The organism is Butyricimonas sp. BSD2780061689_150309_C8 (assembly GCF_015560935.1).
GTDB classification, from domain to species: Bacteria; Bacteroidota; Bacteroidia; order Bacteroidales; family Marinifilaceae; genus Butyricimonas; species Butyricimonas paravirosa.
The window spans coordinates 127819-152996 of sequence record NZ_JADMSV010000005.1 but is presented as its reverse complement, the minus strand read 5'-3'; the positions used below and the strand labels follow the sequence as shown (position 1 = coordinate 152996).

Genomic DNA, 25178 nt, shown 5'->3' with positions numbered 1-25178 from the left:
ATATAACATTATGATGTGTATTTGTTGGTTTATGGCCCTGGTGGGCTGTAAATCGACGACTACGGAATTCGGAATAACACTTTTGAATTATCCGGAGGAAGGAAATGTGTACTTGGAATTTGACACGATTAGGTATGAACTAACCTTGGATTCAACGGGTAAATGTGTGATTTTGCTGGACCAATATGGAAGTGGATATGGTGTCGTGAAATGTGGTTACACACAAATACCGGTGTATATCTATGAAGGTGGAGTGTTAAAACTTTCTTTTGACATGAAAGAGCCCATGGAATCTTTGCATTTTGATGGCAGTTTAGCTGAAGAAAATCGTTATTTGAATGATTCTCGGGTTCGGGTTCCGAAACGTGCTGATCAGTTGGATGAGCAGGCTTTTATACAGTGGGAAAATCGTTATTTGGAAGAACGTTATCGTTTTTTGGATTCGTTACATTTGGATGCTCGTTTTGTGCGAATAGAACAGCAACGCCTCTATGCTCTCCATGAATTGGCATTGTGTTATTATTTGATGATGCACCGTTATCAGGTTGACAATTATAAACCTTCAAAAGAATATCTTGCTTATTTATTTGGTGTTATTCGGGAGGATTCTACTCTTCTGAATTTGCAGGAATATCGAGATGCCATGGCCTTGTTGGTGAAAACATTGAGTACTCAGAATATAGACCCATCTGATTTATTATTGATGACTAAAGCTCAGTTGGAATGGATTGATGAGCATCTGAAAGATGATAAAGTCGGTGAATTTTTTGTTTATCAATTGATCATGGCCTACGTGGGAGAGAAAGGAATCGATCATTTCTCGGAGATTTCCCCTGTTTATGAACGTTGGGTAAAGTCCGAACGTTATCGGAATGTATTTGCTGATTTATATGCTCGTTGGGATAAAATAGCTAAGGGAAGGAAAGTTCCGGAAATAGAATTTCTGGACGTGGAAGGGCAGGCGGTAAAATTAACGAATTTCAAGGGAAAATATATTTATATTGATGTATGGGGATCAACTTGTCCTCCGTGTCGTAAAGAATTACCTTTTTTGAAAATGTTGGAGAAAGATTTTGTCCGGAAAAATATTCATTTTTTGAGCGTCTCGACAGATCGAAGCAAACAAGCTTGGATAAAAGCGATTCAAGAGGAGGAACTTGACGGACATTTGTTTGTACCTCAGGATTTGAAAAAGTTCATGGAAGTTTTTCAGATAAAACTGATCCCTCGGTTTATATTGTTGGATCAGGAATTGAATATTATTACAGCTAACATGACGGCTCCTTCAGATTCGGAAACAAAAAAACGTTTGAATCAATTAGAAGGGATTTGATTGTAGAATGAAATTTTTAAAGTATTTATCGAGGAATTGCGGCATCCGAGCAGTAATTCCTCTTTTTTTGTAAATCATTATCTTGGTATGTTATTTTTTTAGTTTAATAAATTAATTAATTTTGTCAAAACGAAGTTCCGGGCGTATTAATGACAATTGCTATATGGCGAATGAACTTTTAGACAATAAGACTTTTGAGGATTTGTTCGAATTGCATTTCACGAAACTGATGGGTTTCGTGTTTAATTACGTGCGGGATGAAGAGGTGGCAAAGGATATTGTTCATGATGCTTTCCTGACGTTGTGGAGTAACCGGAAACGTCTAAATCCGGTTTATCCGGTGAAATCTTATTTGTTCACGTTGGCCCAGAATTGTGCATTGAATTATTTAAGGCATTTGCGTGTGGTAACCGGTAACGAGCAAGCCGTGACTGAATTACTGGAGGCTGCAAATGAGGAATTGGACGATTATGAGAAACGATTGGTGCGTTTGGAGGAAAAATTGGCACAATTACCGGAAAAACAGCGAGAGGTATTGGTAAAATGTGTGGTGGAAGGGAAGAAGTACAAGGAGGTGGCGGAAGAACTGGACATTACCGTGAACACTGTAAAAACGCATATTACCCGCGCCTTGAAATTCTTACGGGATGAATTGCAGGAGGATCTGATCATGCTCCTTTTGTGTCTAAAAGGAATGTAATATTCATGTGTTCAGTTATTTATTTGTTATAGACGGGTGTCTGTAACCAGTATGCTGAATTTTTTTCAAAAAACTTTATTTCTCTTGTCGCCCATTTTTTAGAGGTGCGTGTATTAGCTGTGAAAAATAGAAAGAGATGAAGTATAGCGAGAAAGATATAGAGTTTGCTAATCAGATCCTTACACGTCGAAATGAATTGGATAACGGGCTGGTTGAGGCTTGGATGAGTGATCCGGAACACGTGGAGATGTTGAGGGAATTCGTTGCGATCCGGGAGGAATACACGAACTGGAATTTTGAGGTAGTAAAGGGAGAAGAGCGGGAACGTTTACATCAAGCCATTAGTCGGAAGAAAAAACGTCAACTGGTTATGCGCTGGTCCGTGGCGGCATCCGTCGTGTTGTGTGTTGCGTTAAGTGTATTGTATTTGTGGAATGATTCCTATTGGGCTTTTGAACAAAAATTTCCTCAACAGGTTAATTTAACCCAGCATAAAATGGCTAACGTGGAATTGATTTTGGCAGATGGTAAGCGTGTCCTGTTGGACGGTTCCGGACGACAAATTCAAGATCATGGCGTATCCGGTATCAAAGATGATTCTTTGCAGGGATTGACTTACGTGCAAGCAAAGGCGTTGGATGAAAACGTGACGGAAGTTTTATACAACACGCTGAAAGTTCCGACGGGAGGTTTTTATCAATTAGAACTAAGTGATGGAACCCGGGTTTGGTTGAATGCCGAATCGGAACTACGGTTTCCTGTACAATTCGGTGTGGGGAAACGGGAGGTGTATTTAAGGGGAGAGGCATATTTTGACGTGCGAAAAGATACATCCCGACGTTTTGTTGTTCATCTGAGAGAGTCGAATGTTACCGTGCTGGGAACTTCGTTTAATGTTAAGGCGTATGGGGATGAAGACTATATATATACCACGTTGGTGGAGGGGCAGGTGCGGTTTACCTCGGAGAAAGAACATGAAGAGGTAACTTTGCGGCCGGGTATGCAGAGTGTTTTGAACTTGAAATCGGGCAAAACAGAATTGAAAGAGGTGGAGGTCGAGCAATTCACGGCTTGGCGGCAGGGACGTTTTGTTTTCCCTTCTACAACCCTGGGAGACTTGATGTGTCAGTTGAAACGGTGGTATGATATTGATGTGGTTTATCTGGCTCCGGAGGCAAAAGGTTATGAATTCCGGGGAGCGATTAACCGGGATATGGATTTGAAAAACGTGTTAGCTATCGTGGAAAAAACGAGTAATGTTATTTTTGATATAAATGGACGAACAATAAAAGTGACAATAAAAAGTAAGTAGGAGAAAAAACGAGGATTGCCGTCAACAACCCTCGTCTGATTCTCCAAAAGAGAACCTCAATAATTAATTTGAAATTCAAAGTTATGAAAAAAAAGTTTAGTTTGTGCCATTCCGGTACATACAGGGGATTTTTTAACCTATTCCATGGTGTGAGGGTTATGATATTCCTGATGCTGGTGGGGTTAACCCACGTGTCGGCAACGGCTTCCAGTCAGAATGCAGTTATTAATCTGAAATTAAAAGATGTCAGCTTGGAAGAGGCCGTCCGAAGTGCGGAAAAACAATTAAAACAGGATTTCTTTTTTAATAAACAGGAGATTGATGTGAATAAGAAAGTGTCCGTTGATCTGGAGAATGCCTCGGTAGCCGACTTCGTTCGATTGGTGTTCGGACAGAATTTCGGATACGAATTGGTCGATAACGTGATTGTTGTTTCTCGAAAACCGGCAACACAGGTGAACGTGAAATCCGTGGAGATTTCGGGTAAAGTGGTGGACAAGGACAACGCTCCGCTTCCGGGGGTAACCGTTCTGGTGAAAGGTACCAGTTTAGGTACGGCCACGGATATAAACGGAACCTATAAATTGTCTATCCCGGATCAACAGTCGATCGTGTTGGAATTCTCGTTTGTCGGGATGAAAACGAAAACGGTGACTTACACGGGACAGAAGGAGATCAACGTGGTGTTGGAAGAGGATGTGAGTGAAATGGAAGAGGTGGTAGTGACCGGTTACCAGAAAATCGAACGTCGTAAGTTGACGTCTTCAATTACCACGGTGGATATGGACCGTTTGCGTATGGTGAATCAGCCGAGTATTGATAAATTATTACAAGGGCAGGTACCGGGTATGACGATCGTGAGTACTTCAGGGGCTCCGGGAGCCGTTCCACAAATACGAATCCGGGGAACATCCACGATTAGTGGTAACGTTCAACCGTTATGGGTGGTTGATGGAATTATTCTTGAAGATCCGGTGGATGCTAATGTCGATGATCTTCTGAACAATAGAAATTTGATCGCATCCGGTATCGGAGGCGTGAATGTGGATGATATAGAATCGATCAACGTTTTGAAAGATGCCGCGGCAACTGCTATTTACGGGACGCGGGCTGCTAATGGTGTTATCGTGATCACCTCTAAAAAAGGTACGGCTGGTAAAACTAGGGTGACTTACAACGGGAGTATCACGATCGGTATGCGTCCGAAATTGAAAGATGCTTACATGATGAATTCCAAGGAACGTATTGACGTGAACATGGAGATGTTGGAAAAAGGGTTGTTAAAGGCCTCTTCCAATAGTGCCGGCCAATATGGTACTGTTTCCGATTTTGAACGTTATTTTATAGATGTACATGATCATAAGATGAGTTGGGAACAATTCCAGGATAGAGTGAATCAGTTGGAAACCGTGAATACGGATTGGTTTAAATATCTTTTCCGAAATTCGATAACCCATCGTCACAGTATTAGTATTTCCGGGGGATCGGAAACCACGACGTTTTATCTTTCCGGTAGTTATATGGATGAGCAGGCAACTGCTAAAAGCGTGGGAATGGATACCTATACAATGGCAGCAAAGGTGTTCACCAAGTTAAGACATAATTTGAGAATCGGGGGAATGTTGGACGTGAATATGCGTAATAACAAGAGTTTCTTTGCGTCCGATTCACGTGAAAATCCTTACGAATGGGCGATCTACACGACCCGGGCTCATAATGCTTATGATGAGAATGGTAATTTCAATTACATGTATTATAATGATTTGAAATTTAACTTCTTGGAAAATCGGGAGCAAGCTTGGAGACGATCCAAAAGTTTCGGGTTGAAGGGAACCGTGGATATCGAATGGAAGATATTGCCGGATTTGACGTTCAGCAGTTTATTCTCTTTCTCTAAATCGAACACGACTGATGTGGATGTTGCAACAGAGGATAGTTATTTTGTTCGTGCCCGTCAGAAAGATATGTATGATAATACCACTTTCGAACCGGTATGGCACGATGGCGGGTATCGTCAGAGTAAGGGAACGAATAATAGTTCGATCACTTTCCGTAACCAGATTTCATATATGCCCGTTATCAACGAAGATCACCGTTTCGATGTGATGGTCGGTCAGGAAATACGGACTTCTAAATATGAGGAAGAGACTACTCAAATTTACGGTTATGCTCATGATCGGGGACATCAACAAATTCTGCAATTGGATTTGATGGTAAAATTAGGTGTTCCTTACTGGACTGAGAACCTGAATGAAACGGCGGCTGTTTCCTGGTTCGGGGTGGCCGGTTACACGTATAAGAATCGCTACACGATCAGTTTCAATGCTCGTACAGATGGTTCTAATCGTTTCGGGATGAAAACAAATGACCTTTTCCAACCGCTTTGGTCTGTTGGGTTTAATTACCAGGTGAAGGAAGAAAACTTCTTGAGAGACGTGAAATGGTTGACTTATTTAACCTTGAAAGGTTCTTACGGTAGTCAGGGAAACGTGGCAGATGCTTATTCTGATTTAGTAGCGAAAGTGGGTACGATTGACGCTGTTAAAAACGAAAATTATTTGGTTATTTCTGCCCCGAAGAATCCGAATTTGAAATGGGAAAAGAATTATTCTACTAACTTAGCTTTGGAGTTCGGACTATTTAATCGTAGAATAGCCGGTACGTTGGAATATTACTACAAAAAAGGAGTTGATTTACTTGGAAGTAAACAAGTATCGTTGGTATCCGGGTTCTCGTCGGTTTCTGTAAACTGGGCATCTATGAAGAATACCGGTTGGGAGCTTTCTTTAAACACGATAAATCTTGATATGGATGGATTCCGTTGGACCTCTAATTTCAATTTTGGTTATAACTATAATGAAATACTGGATGCGTATTCAACCCCGACATATAGTTCTATGACTAATGCTCAGCGGACAGATTATGCATCTGCCGCTATCGTGGGTAAACCGATTAACGGATTGTGGTCATATAAATATGCCGGATTGAATGAAGAGGGACGTGCCCAGTTCTATGATGAGAAAGGGGAGAAAGTTCTGAAGGGGATGAATAATGTTGAAGGATTGGAGTATTCCGGTACGACTATGCCTTTGGTTCAAGGTGGTTTTACCAACACGTTTATGTATAAAAATGTGACGTTATCCGTGCTGTTAGTTGGAAACTTTGGAAACGTGATTCGTTTACGGAACATGACGGATGGACAGGCTTTTGCTTACCCGGAGGCAACACAAAATATGTCTAAGGAGTGGGCCTCTAGGTGGAGAAAACCAGGAGACGAGGCGTTCACGGATGTGCCGAGACTGGAGGCGAATGAGTTTGATGATGCCGTTTTCTATCCCTACCCGTCAAATGGAACGATGTATAATAACAGTGATTTAAGAACGGTGAAGGGCGATTTCGTGCGGTTGCAGAATATCTCCTTGAGTTATGACTTGAATTTGAAAAAACTACGAGATTTAGGTATTCAGAACATTCGCTTTATGTTACAAGGAAATAACTTGCATGTGTGGAAGGATTCGAGGTTAAAAGGACAAGATCCTGAGGCAACGGGAGCTGTCATGAAATATGGATCAACGAGTAGTGCTAATGTTTCTTTTGGGAACACGTATTTGCCATTGTCGCGTACATATTCGTTCTCGCTATCTGTGCAATTTTAATATTATTGATTATGAAAAAAATATTATATACTCACGTGTTGATGCTACTTACGTTGTTTAGTAGTTGTGATTTACTGGATATAAAGCCGGTGAACAGTATGTTACCGGTTAGCGTGGAAGATTTCGAATCTGTTTTATTGGGTGGGTACCCGCGGTCGAATTTCTTTATTAATACCGATTTGGCTACTGATAACGTGTATGCAAACCTGAATGCTTCGGCTGCTGTAACGAAATCATACGAACCGTGGTTTATCTGGGCGGCAACGCATCAATATAACGGAGCCGAGGATGGTTACTGGCAACAGTTGTATCAATCAATATTTTATGCAAACACGGTATTGGATGAATTTGCAGGAAAGACACCCTCTGCCGAGGAAAAAAATTTGTTTGAAACGGTAAGAGGTGAGGCTTATGCTTTGCGTGCCTATTGTTATTTTTATTTGGTGAATCTTTACGCTGAGAATTATGCAACGGAGAATCTGGAGAAACCCGGTGTTCCGATGCCATTAAGCGCTACGGATGTACATCAGAATACGCAGAATAACGTTCGTGTTGTGGTAGGTAAGGTATGGGAACAAATTGAGAAAGACTTGGATGAAGCAACCAAAGATTTGCAAGGGAAGGAAAGTAAGAGTAAGTATCGTTTTGATTACATTGCCTTGCAGGCTTTTAAGGCTCGAGTTTATTTGTTCATGAATAAATATGAAGAGGCAATTGAGGCGGCTTCGTACGTGATTGATGCCAAAGCTTTGTTTGATATGAACGAGATCCAGTCTTATTTGGACGGGTTGGATAAAATTTCGAACGCGTTCAGTTATAATTACGGGTTTATAGACACGGATTACCGGAATGAGGTGTTGTTTTTCGTGGGAGGTAAAGCTAACAATAACCCGTATTATTATTACAAAACTCGGTTTAAACCGGCAGAAGAATTACTAAATCTCTGCAAACGTGATCCCAATACGGTCGATTACAGGCGGTATATATTCGAATCAAATGCCGATCCGGAAAGTGCTGATTACGTGGAACAGGGACCGACCGTGTACCGGATGTTTGCTACCCAACAAAGTGATTGCTATTATATCGGGTTGAAATTGAGCGAGGCTTATGTAACTCGAGCGGAGGCGTATGCCCGGACAGGCGAGAAAGACTTGGCTATTGCTGATTTGAATCGTCTTTTGGTGACCCGCATCAAGAAGGAGGATTATGTTGCGTTGGATAATGCTAATTTCACGGATGAGACTGCTTTGCAAAGAGTATTGGAAGAACGTCGGGTTGAGTTGGCATTTGACGGTGGAATGCGTTGGCTTGATTTGAGAAGATTGGGAAAACCGAGAATTCAACATGCATACGAGAACGGGCAAGTGTACACGCTGGAGCAGGGAGATTTGCGCTACGTGTTGCAAATTCCGGAATCGGAACAGTTGAATAGTCCCAATATGCCGTTGAATCCTAGATAAACAGTTGGTTTAATATTTATAAATATAGAATATCATGATAAAAGCTAGAAATATCTATTTGTTGTTGACCGCTCTCGTGTTATTTTTGAGTGGTTGTGACAAGGAAAATAAATTGTCACCGACGGAAGATTTGGGGATTGTCGATATGTTTTCCCCGGATGAAAATGCCGATCCCCGGGTGAAAGCGATGTATAATGATTATGGGGTTTGGGTACGTACTTATTTTAGTAGTATTGACGAACTGACAAATTCAATTTTGGCTGAAGATGCTATTGTCGCCATGCGTGGGGCGGAGAATTTGGAGGAAGAAAAGATTCCGGAAGTATTAAATTATTCAGAAGCGTTGCTAAGTAATGTATCTAAAGAGTATGCCAATTCATTTTTCCCGTTAGAGTTTTTCTACGTGAAACAATATGGCGCTCTTTATTGGATTTATCCCGTGAAAGCGTTGGGACGTAGTCGCTTAATCCTGATGTGGCCCAATACCACGGATGGTGCTATTCCGGTGACAGATCCGGTGAACCATTATTATCAGGATTCCGTGTTGACTTCCGAGGTGTGGAGAAAGTTGGGTTCAATGATTGTGGCCCGCATGGAAGAACCCTTGAAGGAGTTCGTGGCCGGTGGTAAGGCTTATGATGATGGTGAGGCTTACGAGAAATTGGGTAACGAGTATGACAAGGATGAGGAGGCATGGAAAGAGGAAAATCCGGATGCGGATGATGAAGACGAAGACGAGGTGAACAGTCGTCCGTACGTGATCAAGTACAAAAATGCCGTGGCCGAGTTGTGCCGGAACGGGGGATATATCACGGGAGGAAGTTCTCGTTCTTTCGAGGGGGACTTCTCGGAATGGTTACGTTTACTCGTGATGGAGTCATACGAGAATATCAAGAAGGATTACTTGGATAATAGTAAATCGAGAGCATTGAAATACGAGATTATAACTAAGTATTTCAAGGAGTACGGTTGGGATATTCAAGCTGCGGGAAATAAGTACCGGACGGAATTTGACAAGTACAAGGCGTCATTACCCGACGAGGATTAACACGTTAATTTTCAGTGAATGAAAAGGATAATTTTAATGTTGTTGTGTTGTTTGTCCCTCACCTTACTGTGGGCGCAAGAGGGGGTAAGATTCGAGACGCTTACTTTCAAGGAGGCCTTGCAGAAAGCGAAGGAAGAAAATCGTTGGATTTTCTTGGATGCCTACATTTCCTGGTGTGGTCCCTGTAAGGTGATGGCAGAACAAGTTTTTACGCTAGCGAAAGCGGGAGTGTTTTTTAACTCCCGTTTCGTGAACGTGAAGTATGACATGGAGAAGGGGGAAGGCCCAGAGTTGGCAAAAAAACTTGGTATCGGGGCGTATCCGACCTTCGTGTTGATTCGGCCGGATGGTGTGGTTCATGATAAGTTGGTTGGCGGGATGGATGTTGATGGAATTATTCAACGGGTGGAACATTCCATGAAACAGACGGAGACCGTAGGAACATTAGCCGTTCGCTATGAACAAGGCGAGCGGGATAAGGATTTTTTGTTGAAGTACTTACGGGCTTTGTCGGATGCGAGTGAGGTTCGCCGGTTGAGAGAGGTTGCCGGAATTTTATCCGGGCAGTTGACGGATATTGAGAAGATTGACTCCACGTGTTGGATTTTGTTTGATAATAATGATTTGGCTCCGTTTCATTCTGAGAATTATCGGTTTTTACTGGCGCATAGAAAACAATTCAGTCAACAGGTAGGACAGGAAAAGGTTGACCGACGTTTAGGGATGCTTTACACGGGTGTTTTGTCATCCATTGTTTGGGGGCGTGACACGAAAACAACATTTGCTGATGTACAGGAGATCGGGAAAGTGATTCGGACGTTGAAAACGGATGATAAAAAACGATTGTTAGCGTACGTGAGCTTGGCTAATGCTTACAAGGAAAAGAATACCAGTGAATTGTTGAAAATCAGTAAAAAGGCATTTCCAGTTTTCTCTGATGCTGACGTGATGATGATGGTAATGCCCGTATCGGTCTATTTCCGTACCCAAGAGGATAAAGCGGCGTTGAGAGAATTTATACCGGTGGGGAGGACTGTTGTTCCAAATCTGAAAATACAGGAAAATGTAAACTACGTGACCTATTATTTTGACGAGTTGGAAAAGCAGATGTAGGGTTGAATGTTGCTTTTTGGATGGACCGTGTGGTGGTTGGGTGGTCCGGGATTCCCCGGATCACTTTTTTCATGTCTTAGGACAAGGAATTACTTTTTGCTATTTGAGAAATAATAAGTGCTACTATAGTATATTGAAAGAAACCGTTTAAGTCTTGATTATGTAGGGATATAGATAGAAACGGGGAGGACTTTTGGGATGCATGAAGGTGATGAAGACGAGATAAGTCGTTCGTATCTCGTTTTTATCTTGTCTTTGTCTCGTCTTTAAGGGACTTACTGGGTATGATAATGATTGTTCATCAGTTGGAAATACCCGCATCCGGCGTGAGGAAAAATATTTAGTAGGTTAACTTGTTTTTGGGTAAATATTGTTATAATCAATGTTATAGCTTACATCTTGTCGCTATGTGTTCGTTATCCTATCGTTGAAACTGGCTTCTATAGGAACGAAGAGATAACGAAAGGAAATGGGAGGGATAATAGTAGGATGTAAGCTTGGGTAGGGAGGAAGACAAAAGATAAGATGGAAAAGAATCGAGAGAGTTGAGTGTTGTTTTTAAGGTGAACATTGTGAAAAATAAGGCTTGATGGTTGATAGGTTTGAATTATTTTATATTTTTGGAGATCAATAAATGAACGTTTATTGCGAATTTAAATTGCATGAGACAAGGAAATAGTTGGGTAAGATAAATGATTGGTGTAGAGAGGTATGATAAATATAGGCTTGCTGAAAAATGGTAAATATTCTCATATCAAGCGATTTTTTTAAACGTTCATTTATTGATTTGTGAATAGTGGATTAGTTAAGACGTAACAAGTTGGATGTGAATTTAAATGAGGATCGGTCGTATGTTTCGGGATTGCGGAGGCGAGATACCCGAATTTATGAGATCGTATTTAAAAAATACTATCAGCCACTTGTCGTGTTTGTTGTGCGTCATGTTGGGGATGAGGATGTTGCAAAAGATATTGTACAGGATATTTTCTTTAAATTATTTGAAAGCAGTCGTTCTCTACCTGATAATTTCCAGCTAAAATCATGGTTTTATAAGGTTGCCCGTAATGCAGCAGTGGATTATCTTCGCCATTTGCAAGTGGAGGATAAATATAAATTCTTGATGGCAGAGGCCATGATTAGTGTTCCTGATGTGGATGAAGAGATTGATGAGCAAGTGTATGATAAAGTGAATTTAGCTATAGAGAGCCTACCGAAACAATGCAGGTTGATTATTAAATTGAATGTACTGGAAGGAAAGAAGTATCATGAGATTGCAGAAGAATTAGGAATCACGATTAACACGATTCGTACACAGGTGTCTAGGGGGTATAAAAAATTGCGAGAAATTCTTGCAGAAGAGGTGGATACCTCTATTCTGGTTTATATGTTTCTGAAAAACAAATAGCTCTATTTGTTTGTATCGTTAGGGTATTTGCAGGATATTTTCGTTATAGTTTCTTTCGTGTCTCGCTAAGAGGTTAACGATAGGTCAATGATACAGATTGTGGATTTTTATTTGATTTTATCTTGAAATTAAATGAATATATCAGTGAGACTTGTTTACAAGTATTACGAGAGATGGATGAAGTTCTTCAAAAAATATTTTTCATTTTATCTGAAAAAAGTTGAAATTTTTGTCACACAAAATAAATGACTCTTCGTTATAGGGATGTTATTAAGGTAAAAACCATGAAAGACAACACAATATCAGCTAGTTTGATTTATCGGAAGATCGAGGGAAAGCTTTCCGTCGTGGAGGAGGAACGTTTTGAGGCATGGCTGAAAGAAGGACAGGAACATCGGGAATACTACGAGCGAATGAGGAGAATGTATCAACAGGAAAATGTGCAGGATGTTGGGATTGGGGGGATTCAGGATGTCTGGGCGGTGTTTGAAAAGCGTGTGCAAGGACAGCGGAAGATTGAAAGGAAACGGCGTTGGATGTGGGTAATGAGTGCTGCGGCAGCTGTGGCGATCGTGCTTTGTTGTTGTTTGTTCGTGTACTATCGGGCAAATACGGAACAAAAAGTAAACGTAGCGGTACAAAAAATTGTTCCGGGACAATACAATGCCGTGTTGGAAATGGCGGACGGGTCCACGTATCAGTTAGGGGAACAGCAATATTCTTTACAAGAGAAAACAGGAAATCAAATTAAGGTGGATAGCACGTTATTAAGTTATCTGCCTGTGAATAAGAGATCTGATGTACTTCAAGATATTGTATATAATAAGCTGAGCGTTCCCAAGGGAGGCGAATATCGGATCGAGTTGGAAGATGGGACAAAGGTATGGATTAATTCAGCCTCTCGTTTACGCTATCCGGTTGTTTTTTCTAGTAATTCCCGGGAGGTGTATTTGGAGGGGGAAGCTTATTTTGAGGTACAGCGAGACGTGGATCGGCCTTTTATTGTTCATTCCGGGGAGCAGAAAGTGACGGTGTTGGGAACAAGTTTTGGAATTAGTTGCTATGCTAGCGAGGCAAATGATTATACAACGCTGGTTTCCGGAAAAGTGAAAGTCGATTTTGAGCGGGGAAAGCAAAGTTTCATGTTGGAACCGGGAATGCAAGTGGCGTATAATAAAGAAAGCGGGATTGCGATTGAGAAAAAAGTGGATGTGGCGGAGTTTGTAGCTTGGAAGAATGGTAAATATATTTTTAATCAGAAACGTTTGGAGGATATTCTGTCCACTTTGTCCAGGTGGTATGATTTCGAGGTCTTCTACCGGAACGAGGATGTGAAAGAGGTTTTATTTTCAGGAGAGTTAAGACGATTTGATGATTTCAGTTACTTGTTGCGATTAATCGAGCGCACGAGTGACGTGAAGTTTGTTATAGATAAAAAAGTAGTACAAGTAATGAGATAAATAACGAAACAGGAGAATACGGCAATATCCTCCTGTTACATATAAGCCGGCAAGCTTATTTGATTGTTTAATTTTGATTTTACAAATTTATGAAAAAAAGAGGTAAACTGTACACACCTTTTCAAAAAAGGTGGTGTCAAAAAATTCTTTTATTGATGAAACACCTTTGTATTTTTTTGTTCGTGTTCAATTTTGGATTGAATGCAGCGGTTCACTCGCAGAACCAGCGAGTAAGTATTGAGTTAAGAAATGCGAGTATCGAGGACTTGATCGTGGCGATCAAAAGCCAGTGTGACATGGGCTTCTTGTACGATTACAACAAAACGAAATCCGTGAAAAATATCACGGTTAACATGCAAAATGTGTTGTTGTCTGACGTGTTAACAAAAGCGTTGGCTGGTACAGGTTTCGTGGCGGAGATCGAGAATAATATGATTATTATTAAAGAGGCTCCCCAAAATCAACAAAAAGAGGCCAGGACGATTAAAGGACGGGTGACGGATAGTAAAAAAGCCCCTCTACCGGGCGTGACTGTTCTGATCAAGGGATCGTCTATCGGGGTGGTGACGGACACAGCTGGAATGTATAAGGTTACGTTGCCGGATCAGAAAGATATCACGTTGTTGTTTTCTTTTATCGGAATGATTTCTAAAGAGGTGAAAGTTGGGAATCAGAAGGAGATTAACGTGATTCTGGAGGAAGATGTGGAAAAATTGGATGAAGTGGTCGTGACGGGATATTCTAATATTAAAAAATCAAGTTTCACGGGAAATGCTACGGCAGTGACGAGGGATGAATTAATGAAAACTAATAATAAAAATATCATTAGTGCGATTCAAGCTTTTGACCCGTCTTTCCGAATTCGTGAAAACTCATTGTGGGGATCTGACCCGAATGCCTTACCGGAGTTTAATATTCGTGGAGAATCCAGTATCGGAATGAAGAAAGGATTGGATATAGAACAGATGAAACAGGAGCAGCATACGGATTTGAAGGATAATCCGAATCTTCCGATATTTATTATGGATGGTTTTGAGGTGGATGTACAGAAAGTGTATGATATGGATATGAACCGGGTGGAAAGTCTTACAATTTTGAAAGATGCTGCCGCTACGGCGATGTATGGATCTCGTGCAGCAAATGGGGTTGTGGTTATCACGACAATAGCTCCAAAGCCGGGACAACTGATGGTTAGTTATAATGGAACTTTTTCGTTGGAATTGCCTGATTTATCTGATTATAATGTTTGTAATGCAGCGGAAAAATTAGAATTGGAACGTTTGTGTGGAGTATATGAATCGGATAATGAAAGCCTTGCAACAGAGTATGAGATGGAGTATAATAATCTATTACAACAGGTATTGAGAGGATACGATACAGATTGGATGGCTCAGCCATTGCGGAATGCGTTTAACCATAAGCATAGTATTTATGTGGAGGGGGGTGTTGAGAGTATTCGTTACGGTGTCGATTTGAAGTATGAAACAAATGGTGGGGTTATGAAGGATTCTTATAGAGATCGTATGGGTGCGGGCTTAACTTTAGATTATCGTTATAAGAAGTTACAGATTCGTAATTATATTTCTTATAATTCTACACGTTCACAGGATTCTCCTTATGGTAGTTTTAGTCAATATGTTGATATGTTACCTTATCTGCGAATTCGTGATGATGAAGGTAAATTGATACAATCTTATTCGTTTGCACGAAGATCAGATGTTGCCAATCCTTTGTATCAAGCTACTTTAGATAGTTATAGCGGAAAGTCAACTTATAATGAGTTAATAGATAACTTTAATGTTAATTGGTATTTAGCTGAAGGTCTGCAATTCAAAGGCCAATTTAGTATAACGAAGACTGATACAAAAACAGAATCATTCAGAGATCCGCGAGACCCGTATTATCATGGTTCGCAAATATTCCCAATCGAAGAACAAGGGCAGTTAGATCGGGATTTATCTGAGGGATATAATTGGACGGCTAAAGGACTTTTTTTGTATAATCGTCAATTTAAGAAACATTTTATAAATGCGACAGCTGGAATTGAAGCAGTTGAATCACATTCTTCCTCTAATCGTATGACTTTTACTGGTTTCCCGATGGGAAGTGTACATAGCTCTGAATTTGCTGCTAAGCAGGATGAGAAAACAAAACGCAATGAAACGAATTCTCGTTTATTTGGATTATTAGCGAGTGTAAACTATTCATATAATGATATTTATCTTTTTGATGGTTCTTGGAGAATGGATGGTTCATCCCAATTTGGTGCAGATAAACGTTTTGCGCCCTTTTGGTCTGTAGGAGCAGGTATGAATATTCATAATTACAATTTTTTGAGAGATAATGGAATGATTACTTTGTTGAGAATTCGTGGATCTTATGGAAGTACGGGGAAGGTGAATTTTCCTTCTTATACAGGAGTAACTACATATTCAATGGATAGTGATGCTTGGTATTATACAGGACCGGCTTCTTATCTTTATTATTTGGGGAATGAGAAATTGAAATGGGAGACAACGAATACTTTGGATGCCGGAATCGAATTCGGTTTGTGGGATGGAATTTTGGATGTAAAAGCAAATTATTACCATAAGGAAACTGAAGATATGATTGATGAGACATCAATTCGTCAGTCTTCAGGCTTTACAACTTATTATTCAAATGCTGGAACTGTTGTTAATAAAGGTTTTGAGTTTGACTTGAGGGCAACTTTGTATAGAGATAAAGATTGGATGGTTACGGTAATTGGAAATATTGCGACGAACCATAATGAGATTACAAAATTAGGTAAAGCTGCGGAAGCTTATAATAAAGCTTTGGATGAGAATTATAATAATTTGAATGATTATGGTTATTATGCAGATTTGCGTAGTGCTCCATTGAAAAGATATACGGTTGGAGCATCAACTACTGCTATTTATGCTGTTCGTTCTGCTGGTATTGATCCTGCTAGTGGTAAAGAAAAATTTATCAAAAAAAATGGAACTAGTACATATACTTGGGATGCAAATGATCAAGTTGTTGTGGGAGATGAAACTCCAGATGCACAAGGAGCTTTTGGTTTTAATGTTTCTTATAAAGGTTTCTTTTTGAATGCTTCTTTCCTTTTCCAATGGGGAGGGCAGACTTATAACGAGACTTTGATCAATCGGGTGGAGAATGCTGATATTACTGGTAAGAATGTAGATAAACGAGTATTGGCCGAACGTTGGAAGCAACCGGGAGATCGGGTTCCTTATTATGACATTCGAGAGAAACCTTATGTACGTCCGACTTCTCGTTTTGTACAAGATTATAATTATTTATCTTTTAATAGTCTCTCTATAGGGTATGATTTCCCGGTGACGTTAATAAGTAAATGGCGTTTAGCTTCTTTGGGATTACGTTTTAATGCTAATGATTTAGGACGTTGGTCTAGTGTAAAAGAAGAACGAGGGATCAGCTATCCTTATGCCAAGAATTATAGTTTAACCTTGAATGTTAGATTCTAAAAATAAAAAAGATGAAAATACATATAAAATTATTATTATTTGCTACGGTTTTTATTCTTTCATCTTGTGAAAGTTGGCTGGATTTGAAACCTATAACACAGGCGACAGAAGAACAGATATTCAGTACAGCTGAAGGGTATCGTTCGACTCTGAACGGATTGTATAAGAATATGGGAAAAGCTTCTTTGTACGGAAAAAATTTAGCTTTTGCGATGTTAGACGGTTTTTCTCAACAATATGATTTGAGTCCTGAGAATAATGTTATGACAGAGTATCAAGCTTATGGTAAAATGGATTATGGGCAAACTCAAGTGGCTTCTCGGATAGAAGAGACTTGGTTGGCTGCTTATAATGTTGTAGCTAATGCCAATAATTTGATACAAAATCTTGTCGAAAATACAACTCCAGAATTATTTGAATTTGGAGAGATGGAACGAAATATGATTTTGGGAGAAGCGTACGCTTGTCGGGCGTTGGTGCAGTTTGATATGTTACGGTTATTTGCTCCGGCTCCAATAAGTGATGATGGTGCAAATTATGTTCCTTATGTGGAACAATATCCCAATATTCAGCCAGCAGGAATATCTGTAAATGAATGTATAGATAAAGTTATTGCAGATCTAGAAAAAGCAAAAGAACTTGTTTATGATTTTGATACTTCAGCACTTGCAATGAATGCTGTGTGTACGGGAGATGCTCGTTTTTATAATAAATTTCCTTCTTTTACCACGCTGGCGAGTACTCCAAGAGCATTGTCTGATTTTTTTAAAGGGCGGGGGTATAGATTGAATTATTATTCGATGACGGCTTTACTAGCTAGAGCTTATCAATATGCAGGAAAATATGATGAGGCATTTGAGGCCGCTGATGAAGTGTTGAAATTTAAGTATGAGGCTAGTCAGTGGGATAAATTCACGTTTTATGAATTTAAAACAACAGGGATAATGTCTGGGGCAGATAATAGTTTTGCGACTTTTGAAGGTAAGTCTAACTTGCGTTTAGTTGATAATTTGATTTTTGCTTTATATAATGAGAAGGCTTATGAAGAATTGAATTTAGGTATGCATTTTTTGAAAGAATCTAAGGGAGCCGGAGCCCAATACTTTGTGGTAAGAGTAGATGATATTTTTAAGTCCAGTAAGGGAATTGATGAATCGGTAAGTGATATTCGGCATACCAAAATGATATTTTTAGCTAATAATAAGCAACCTGTTTCCGGTAAATGGTTTTGTCATGAGGATGAGGCTATGCGTAGTAAAAATGTGACAATTCTTCCTGTTATTCGTGCTACGGAAATGCAATATATTATGGCTGAAAGTTATGCTCGGAAAGGAAATTGGACAGATGCAGCCCGAATATTAAACGACATTCGTCAAGCGAGGGGATGTTGGGATGATGTTTCTTTTAGTCGTTGGGATGATTTTGTGAAAGAACTAATTATCGATGCTCGTAGGGAGTGGATTTCTGAAGGACAATTATTCTATCTCTATAAACGATTGAATGCAGAAGTAGATTTTGGAAAAGGAATAAAACGTTCTTTTAAACGTCAAGAGGCTGTTGTGCCCATGCCGGAAAGTCAATCAATGTAAAACTTAAAATGAAGTGAGATGAAAAAACTATATATTGTATTGGTAGTCTTGTTCGTCGTTGTATTTGGGGCATGTGACGAAAGAGAGATCGAGGTTTTTACAGATGGAAATGAAATTTATTTTGAGAAATTTTATATAAATGAAGTATATCCTGGCTTGGCTCAGGCTGATTCCACTGTGGCTTCCTTTTTCTTTTATCCTGATGGAACACAAAATATTGAAGCTCCTTTGGCAATATTACTTTCCGGTGACTCTTTAAAGGAAGACCAAACGTTTCGGTTGAAAGTTGTTGAAGAAGAGACAACTGCAAATGCTGATGAATATACAATTGATCCAGAATACACGTTTCATACAAATACTATCAGTAAGGATTCTAATGATATAAGAGATGTGATTTATATAAAATTTCATCGTAGTACTCGGTTGGAGGTGATGGAGAATGGAGTAACTTTAGTTGTGGAGATTATTCCTAATGAAAATTTGAAATTGGGACAGGTTGAACGTACTCGGGCTAAATTAATTTTAACGACAGCGACAGCAAAACCGACATGGTGGAATGATGAAGTGACAAGCAATTTATTAGGAGATTATTCTACTAAAAAGTATAAATTGTTTTTGAATGAGATTGATAAAAAAGCGGAGATGAGTGAAGAGTTGATACGAGAGCATCCAGATAAGGCAATTCAATTGACATTAGAGTTTAAAAATTGGTTATTACGGCAAAATCCAGTGATATTGGATGAGGACAATGAACCAATGGAGGTTGCGTTATAATTTTTTTATAGATTATTTTATGAAGACGAAATATATATTACTGTCGTTATTTTCTGCTTGGTTGTTAGCAGGATGTTTTGAGGATGAGGGAAATTATTCCTATCTGCCGGAATCAGCTCCAACTTTCTTGTTTAAATCGCCTAATCATATTTATTGTTATGAAGATGATACAACGATTATGAAAGGGAGTTTTCGTTTTAATACTGCAGATTCTTTGGAGAGAATGGCTGATTTGAGTTATGAATGGAAGCTTAATGGGGTTGTCTTATGTACTGAAAAAGATTTTAATGTGCCAACAAATGAGGCAATGGATAAGTTAGGATTGACTGAATATCCATCATCATTTTTGACCGGAACTTATAGTGTGATAGAAAATTCCACAGGCCTACGGTATATGACGAAGGTGTTATATAATTTTATTCCTAAATATGGTAAGGGGAATTGGATGATTCTTTCTAAAGACGGGGAAAATTCAAAACTTTCTTATCAGCGATTGATAAAGAAAAATAATGGGAATAAGGTGGATACGACTTTTGAGAATACAATCGGGATTTTTCAGAAGATGAATGGAGAAATAATTCCTGGAAATCCTCGGAAGCTATTAGACCATTTGGCTCCTTCTATTTCTGTTTATTCATTAGCGACATTAGTACTTACTGATAAGGTTGCCTATGAAGTTAGTAATGAAAATTTGAAAAAAGCTAGTGATTTGAAAGATGAATTTTTAGATGGAACACCGGCGAATTTTAGTATTGTAGATGCTTTTTATTCCAATCGGATTACTTTTTTGGTGGCGGAAGATGGACGTTTGTTTCGTCGATTGTTTTCAGAAAATTATTTAGGGGGAAAATTCTTGACAGAACCTTATGAAATAGATAGTAAGGGATATGAAGTTGATTTTATAGGTAATGGACAAACAAGTAACTGGACTTCACAGCGCTTAGCTTATGACCGGAAAAATCATAGGGTATTAACAATTAATCATTCAGTAGTTGCTGCGTCAATGGGGGCCATTTTTCCGGTAACTTTTGTCGGAACAGGACATGCTGTTACACCTTGGGATATGGGTGAAAATTCTGAAGTATTAGCTATAAGCGAAAAAGGAGATGAGTGGCTAAACCCTTATACCTTAAAGTTGTATAGGATGATTTATAATGAAGATGGGAAAACTTATATCGGGGATTTTGTGTTGGATATTAATCCGCCTGCTTATTATGCATTAGCTATAAATAATTCATATGTGAAAAAAACGGAGAGTCCGGTACAATTGACAAAGGATAATAAGATTTTGATAACTTCTAGTAACTCGGCAGGTAATTATGCTAAATATATTTTCTATACTAAAGGAAATGAATTACGTTATATTGATTGTGCAACTAATTATAAAGAAGGTTTGTTCATGACATTTGATGCACCAATAACGGCAATTCATTATGATATTTACTCGAATAATCATAAAGAGTTTGGTGTGGGTTTGGCAAATGGTGATTTTATGCGAGTAGATATTCGGGATAAAAATAATCCGTTTATTATAAAGAAATCAGTCTTTAATGTGGGTGGTGAAATTGTAGATGTTTCTACAACCGGAGCGAGAGATTATAATGTGGAATAGGTGATGTATTGTATGTAAATCATTAATTATAAGTATGGAAAATTCTATTGTTCGAGTGGAACATTTGTCCCACAGGTACTCTGTGCAGTGGGCGATACGAGATATTAATTTTGAAATTAGTGAGAATGGAGTGGTTGGATTGTTGGGTTCGAATGGTGCAGGGAAGTCGACTACAATGAATATTATTTGTGGGGTTTTGAATCAAACGGAGGGCAATGTGTTTATCAATGGGCTTAACTTGAGAGAGGATCCCGTCGAGGCAAAACGGTATATTGGATTTTTACCTCAACAGCCACCGTTATACACGGATTTGACGGTTGAAGAGTATTTGAAGCATTCGGCTTTTTTACGATTGATGCCGGCTGAAGAGGTTGGAAAGGCTGTAGATCGTGCTTTGGAGCGATGTGCAATTACACACTTTCGGGATCGCTTGATTAAAAACTTGTCTGGAGGATATCAACAACGGGTGGGAATTGCACAGGCCATTGTGCATAACCCGAAATTCGTAGTACTGGATGAACCGACAAACGGGTTAGATCCGAACCAGATCGTGGATATTCGGAATCTGATCCGGGAGATAGCAGAAGATCATGCGGTTTTATTATCAACACATATATTATCTGAAGTACAAGCTATCTGCAATGAGATTAAGATGATTGAAAATGGTAAGTTGGTATTTTCGGGTAGTATGGAGGATTTTGATAATTATGTGGCTCCTGAAAGTTTCGTGATAGAGTTTGGAAAATCTCCTGATAAAACTGTATTGGAAACGTTATGCGACAATAAAGGAGTGGAGGTCTTGGGAAACGGACGTTTTCGGATATTTCTTAAGGATGATACGGCTATTACCGAAAGGTATGTAGAAGCAAGTGTTGCCAATGGGTGGGAGCTAAAAGACTTGCTGGTTGAGCGTTGTTCTTTGGATGAAATTTTTGCACAGTTATCGGGAAAAACAAAAAATAGTAAGTAAGATGAAAGTAAATAACAATATAAAAACAACCCTTCGTGTTGCCAAAATTGAATTGAACTCTATGTTCTATTCTCCCGTGGCTTGGCTTGTTTTAGTGATATTCGGTTTCCAGATCGGAATGTCATTTGCCGAAGTGTTTGGAGACCAATTACGTTACCAGGATATGGGATACGAATTATGGCAGGTGACCACAGGTATTTTTACTGGGATGAGAGGAATATTACCTCCGATACAGAGGTATATTTATCTTTATATTCCATTGATTACTATGGGATTGATGAGTAGAGAATATCAAAGTGGTTCAATAAAGTTATTGTATTCCTCCCCAGTGAAAAATACGTCGATCATTTTTGGTAAATTTTTATCCATGATGGTTTACGGTTTTGCGTTGATTGCAGTTTTAGGTGTGTTTGTGCTGTTTTCTGCGATAACTATCGTGAATTTTGATTATTCATTGGTGTTATCAGGAATGTTGGGATTGTATCTGTTGATTTTGGCTTATTCGGCTATTGGTTTATTCATGTCATCAATTACCAAATATCAAGTTGTTGCAGCTATCGGTACTTTAGCTGTTTTGGCAGTTTTAAATTTTATTGGGGATGTAGGGCAGGAGTATGATTTGGTACGGAACATTACATACTGGTTGTCTATTACCGGACGTGCTTATCCGTTTATTGATGGATTGATAGCCAGTGATAATGTATTCTATTTCTTGATTGTTATTGGATTCTTCTTGGCATTATCTATACTGAAGTTAAACACGGAGAAGAGTATCATGCCCTTGAAGACGAAGGTCTTGAAATATAGTGGAATTGTATTAGTAACGTTAGTGTTAGGTTATGTTTCCTCTACTCCTTACACGAAATTCTATTATGATGCTTCTTATACGAAAGAGAATACGTTGGCCCAAGAGAGTCAAGAAGTGATTAAAAATTTGGAGGGAGGGTTGACTATCACGACTTACGTGAATCTGTTGGATGAAGATTTCTATAATGGAGTGCCTCGTAATAGAAATAATGATTTAAAACGTTTTGAGAAATATATCCGTTTTAAGCCGGATATTGAGATGAAGTATGTTTATTATTACGATAAGGCGACAAATTCAAGTTTAGAGTGGCGTTTCCCGAATAAAACGGACGAAGAGAGAGTTGAACTGTTGTGTCAGGCAAATAAACTGGATCGTGAAATGTTTATGTCTCCGGAGGAGATGAAAAAGATTATAGATTTAGGGCCGGAACAGAACAAGTTCCTTCGTATCATGGAGCGGGATAATGGGCAGAAAGCATTTTTGAGAATGTTTCATGATAATAGGAAACATCCGGATGAGGCAGAAATATCCGCTGCATTGAAACGTTTTACTTCTCCTGCACCTAAAGTTGCTTTTTCTGCTGGGTATGGTTCCCGTGAAATTGATAATTATGGAGGACGCGGATATTATTTGTTTGCTCAAGATAAATGGTTCCGTCAAGCTCTTATGAATAATGGTTTTGATACGAGAACGATTGATTTGGATAAAGAATCTCTTGATGGTTCTGTGGATGTACTGGTTATCTCGGACTTACGGGATTCTTTGTCAGGCGTAGCGATGGCGAAGGTACAAGACTATATAGCTAAAGGTGGTAATTTGTTCATTTTGGGAGAATATGGACGGAGTGAAAATATGAATAAAGTGACATCATCCTTGGGTGTAAAGTTTTCCGATGGTGTGTTGGTGAATGAAAATGAATATACCTCTCCGACGGTGGCGGTAGGTTTCTTTACTGAAGAAGCAGCTCAAAAATATCCAACTTATGGAAAGCTGAAGAAATATGATTACGTGGTAGGTTTACCTACTTCTGTGGCATTAGATTATTCTGAAGCTCGGGAATTTGAGGTTACTCCGGTGTTGATTTCAGATAAGGATGCTTGGTTGGAAAAGGAAACTACGGATTTTGTCGATGGAGAATTTGTGTTTAATCCGGAGGCCGAAGAAAAGAAAGATGTGTACACATTATTACTTACTATGAGTCGGAAAGTGGGGGATAAGGAACAACGGATTGTTATCTCCGGGGATTCGGATGTGATTGGAAACGAAGCGTTAACGTCAGGATTTACAGGTATAGGTGCATCGAATTATAGTATTATTAATGGTTCGTTTCGTTGGTTATCTTATGATGAATTCCCGATTGATACGAGAAGAGCTGATTACATTGATTCAAGTATAAGGCTGCCTAGGGGATGTCGTTCATTGGTAAGTTGGGGATGTATGGCAATATTCCCATTGTGTATTGCGGCTTTAGGGATCATGATAATATTTCGGAGACAACGAAAATAAGAGGATTATGGTAAATAAAATAGTTGAAGTAAAGCATCTTTCACATCGTTATAGTGTGGATTGGGCAATTAAGGATATTAATTTTGAAATTAGTACAAAAGGAGTGTTTGGATTGTTAGGATCTAACGGTGCGGGAAAGTCAACCACGATGAATATTATTTGTAACGTGTTGACTCAGACTGAAGGAGAGGTTTTTATTAATGGAGTGAATTTACGAAAAGATCCTATAACAGCTAAAAAATTTATTGGATTTTTACCTCAAAAGGCTCCTTTACATACAGATATGACGGTGGATGAATACTTGTATCATTGTGCAGACATTCGTTTGATGCCAAAGTCTGAAATTCCTGCAGCCGTAGAACGGGCCAAGGCAAAGTGTGGTATAGCTCATTTTAGTAAACGGGTTATTAGTAACCTTTCCGGAGGATATCAGCAACGGGTTGGGATAGCCCAGTCAATTATTCATGATCCGATGTTTGTTATTTTAGATGAACCAACGAATGGACTGGACCCAAACCAGATACTCGAGATCAGACGATTGATTCGGGAGATTGCAGAAGAACGTGCAGTGTTAATATCCACGCATATTTTACCAGAAGTACAAGCTGCTTGTGATTATATCATGATGATCGAGCATGGCAATATGGTGTTCAAGGGGTCTATTGAAGAATTTAATAATTACATGGATCCGAGTGTATTAATGGTTATTATGCATAATGCTCCGGTTGGCGATAGCGAATTGTTGAAAATAGAAGGAATGGAAAGAGTTGAACGATTGACTCGTACTCGTTTCCGTCTTCATTTTAAAGGAGATGATAGTATTGTGAGTCGTGTCGTTAATGAAGCGGTTCGTAATAATTGGCATTTACGAGAGATTTCTTTGGAGAAAGAATCGTTGGATAAGGTATTTGCTAAGTTGTCAGGTAAATTTTAAAAGTATT

General features: G+C 39.2%; 16 protein-coding genes. All 16 read left to right on the top strand.

The genetic code is table 11. The features are described from left to right. Positions 1 to 10 precede the first annotated feature (10 nt). The 16 genes from I2I33_RS07030 to I2I33_RS06955 all read left to right on the top strand — a co-directional run bounded on the left by I2I33_RS07030 (position 11) and on the right by I2I33_RS06955 (position 25171). On the top strand, positions 11 to 1333 hold the full coding sequence (locus I2I33_RS07030; protein ID WP_162613829.1) for a TlpA family protein disulfide reductase: 1323 nt from the start codon (positions 11 to 13) through the stop codon (positions 1331 to 1333). A 163-nt stretch (positions 1334 to 1496) separates the two neighbouring features. Next, positions 1497 to 2033 carry an RNA polymerase sigma-70 factor gene (locus I2I33_RS07025; RefSeq protein WP_087421786.1) on the top strand — a complete coding sequence of 179 codons (537 nt, stop codon included), beginning with the start codon at positions 1497 to 1499 and terminating at the stop codon, positions 2031 to 2033. Positions 2034 to 2169: 136 nt separating this feature from the next. Further along, complete coding sequence (locus tag I2I33_RS07020) at positions 2170 to 3345, top strand: FecR family protein (protein WP_087421787.1); 1176 nt, start codon at positions 2170 to 2172, stop codon at positions 3343 to 3345. An 83-nt stretch (positions 3346 to 3428) separates the two neighbouring features. Next, the gene (locus I2I33_RS07015) at positions 3429 to 7001 is read left to right on the top strand and encodes a SusC/RagA family TonB-linked outer membrane protein (protein WP_087421788.1); all 3573 of its coding nucleotides are present in this window, start codon (positions 3429 to 3431) and stop codon (positions 6999 to 7001) included. A gap of 11 nt (positions 7002 to 7012) precedes the next feature. Next, positions 7013 to 8461, top strand: a complete 1449-nt coding sequence (locus I2I33_RS07010; RefSeq protein ID WP_087421789.1) for a RagB/SusD family nutrient uptake outer membrane protein — start codon at positions 7013 to 7015, stop codon at positions 8459 to 8461. Between the two features lie 34 nt (positions 8462 to 8495). Continuing rightward, complete coding sequence (locus I2I33_RS07005; RefSeq protein ID WP_087421790.1) at positions 8496 to 9509, top strand: hypothetical protein; 1014 nt, start codon at positions 8496 to 8498, stop codon at positions 9507 to 9509. A gap of 18 nt (positions 9510 to 9527) precedes the next feature. Then, a complete protein-coding gene (locus I2I33_RS07000; RefSeq protein ID WP_087421791.1) occupies positions 9528 to 10622 on the top strand; it encodes a thioredoxin family protein in 1095 nt (364 codons plus the stop codon). 826 nt (positions 10623 to 11448) lie between these two features. After that, positions 11449 to 12027 carry an RNA polymerase sigma factor gene (locus I2I33_RS06995; protein ID WP_239428314.1) on the top strand — a complete coding sequence of 193 codons (579 nt, stop codon included), beginning with the start codon at positions 11449 to 11451 and terminating at the stop codon, positions 12025 to 12027. A gap of 284 nt (positions 12028 to 12311) precedes the next feature. Continuing rightward, positions 12312 to 13487, top strand: a complete 1176-nt coding sequence (locus tag I2I33_RS06990; RefSeq protein WP_162613830.1) for a FecR family protein — start codon at positions 12312 to 12314, stop codon at positions 13485 to 13487. Between the two features lie 155 nt (positions 13488 to 13642). Beyond that, complete coding sequence (locus I2I33_RS06985; protein WP_229128225.1) at positions 13643 to 16978, top strand: SusC/RagA family TonB-linked outer membrane protein; 3336 nt, start codon at positions 13643 to 13645, stop codon at positions 16976 to 16978. Positions 16979 to 16989: 11 nt separating this feature from the next. Next, positions 16990 to 18567, top strand: coding sequence for a RagB/SusD family nutrient uptake outer membrane protein (locus I2I33_RS06980; RefSeq protein ID WP_087421795.1), 1578 nt, complete (start codon positions 16990 to 16992; stop codon positions 18565 to 18567). Positions 18568 to 18585: 18 nt separating this feature from the next. Beyond that, positions 18586 to 19341, top strand: coding sequence for a DUF4843 domain-containing protein (locus tag I2I33_RS06975; protein ID WP_087421796.1), 756 nt, complete (start codon positions 18586 to 18588; stop codon positions 19339 to 19341). Positions 19342 to 19360: 19 nt separating this feature from the next. Beyond that, positions 19361 to 20953 carry a PKD-like family lipoprotein gene (locus tag I2I33_RS06970; RefSeq protein ID WP_162613831.1) on the top strand — a complete coding sequence of 531 codons (1593 nt, stop codon included), beginning with the start codon at positions 19361 to 19363 and terminating at the stop codon, positions 20951 to 20953. 34 nt (positions 20954 to 20987) lie between these two features. Beyond that, positions 20988 to 21923 (top strand): ABC transporter ATP-binding protein, encoded by a 936-nt coding sequence (locus I2I33_RS06965; protein WP_087421798.1) that lies wholly within the window; start codon positions 20988 to 20990, stop codon positions 21921 to 21923. 1 nt (position 21924) lies between these two features. Beyond that, positions 21925 to 24237 carry a Gldg family protein gene (locus I2I33_RS06960; protein ID WP_087421910.1) on the top strand — a complete coding sequence of 771 codons (2313 nt, stop codon included), beginning with the start codon at positions 21925 to 21927 and terminating at the stop codon, positions 24235 to 24237. Between the two features lie 7 nt (positions 24238 to 24244). Continuing rightward, the gene (locus I2I33_RS06955) at positions 24245 to 25171 is read left to right on the top strand and encodes an ABC transporter ATP-binding protein (protein ID WP_087421799.1); all 927 of its coding nucleotides are present in this window, start codon (positions 24245 to 24247) and stop codon (positions 25169 to 25171) included. Positions 25172 to 25178: the final 7 nt, after the last annotated feature.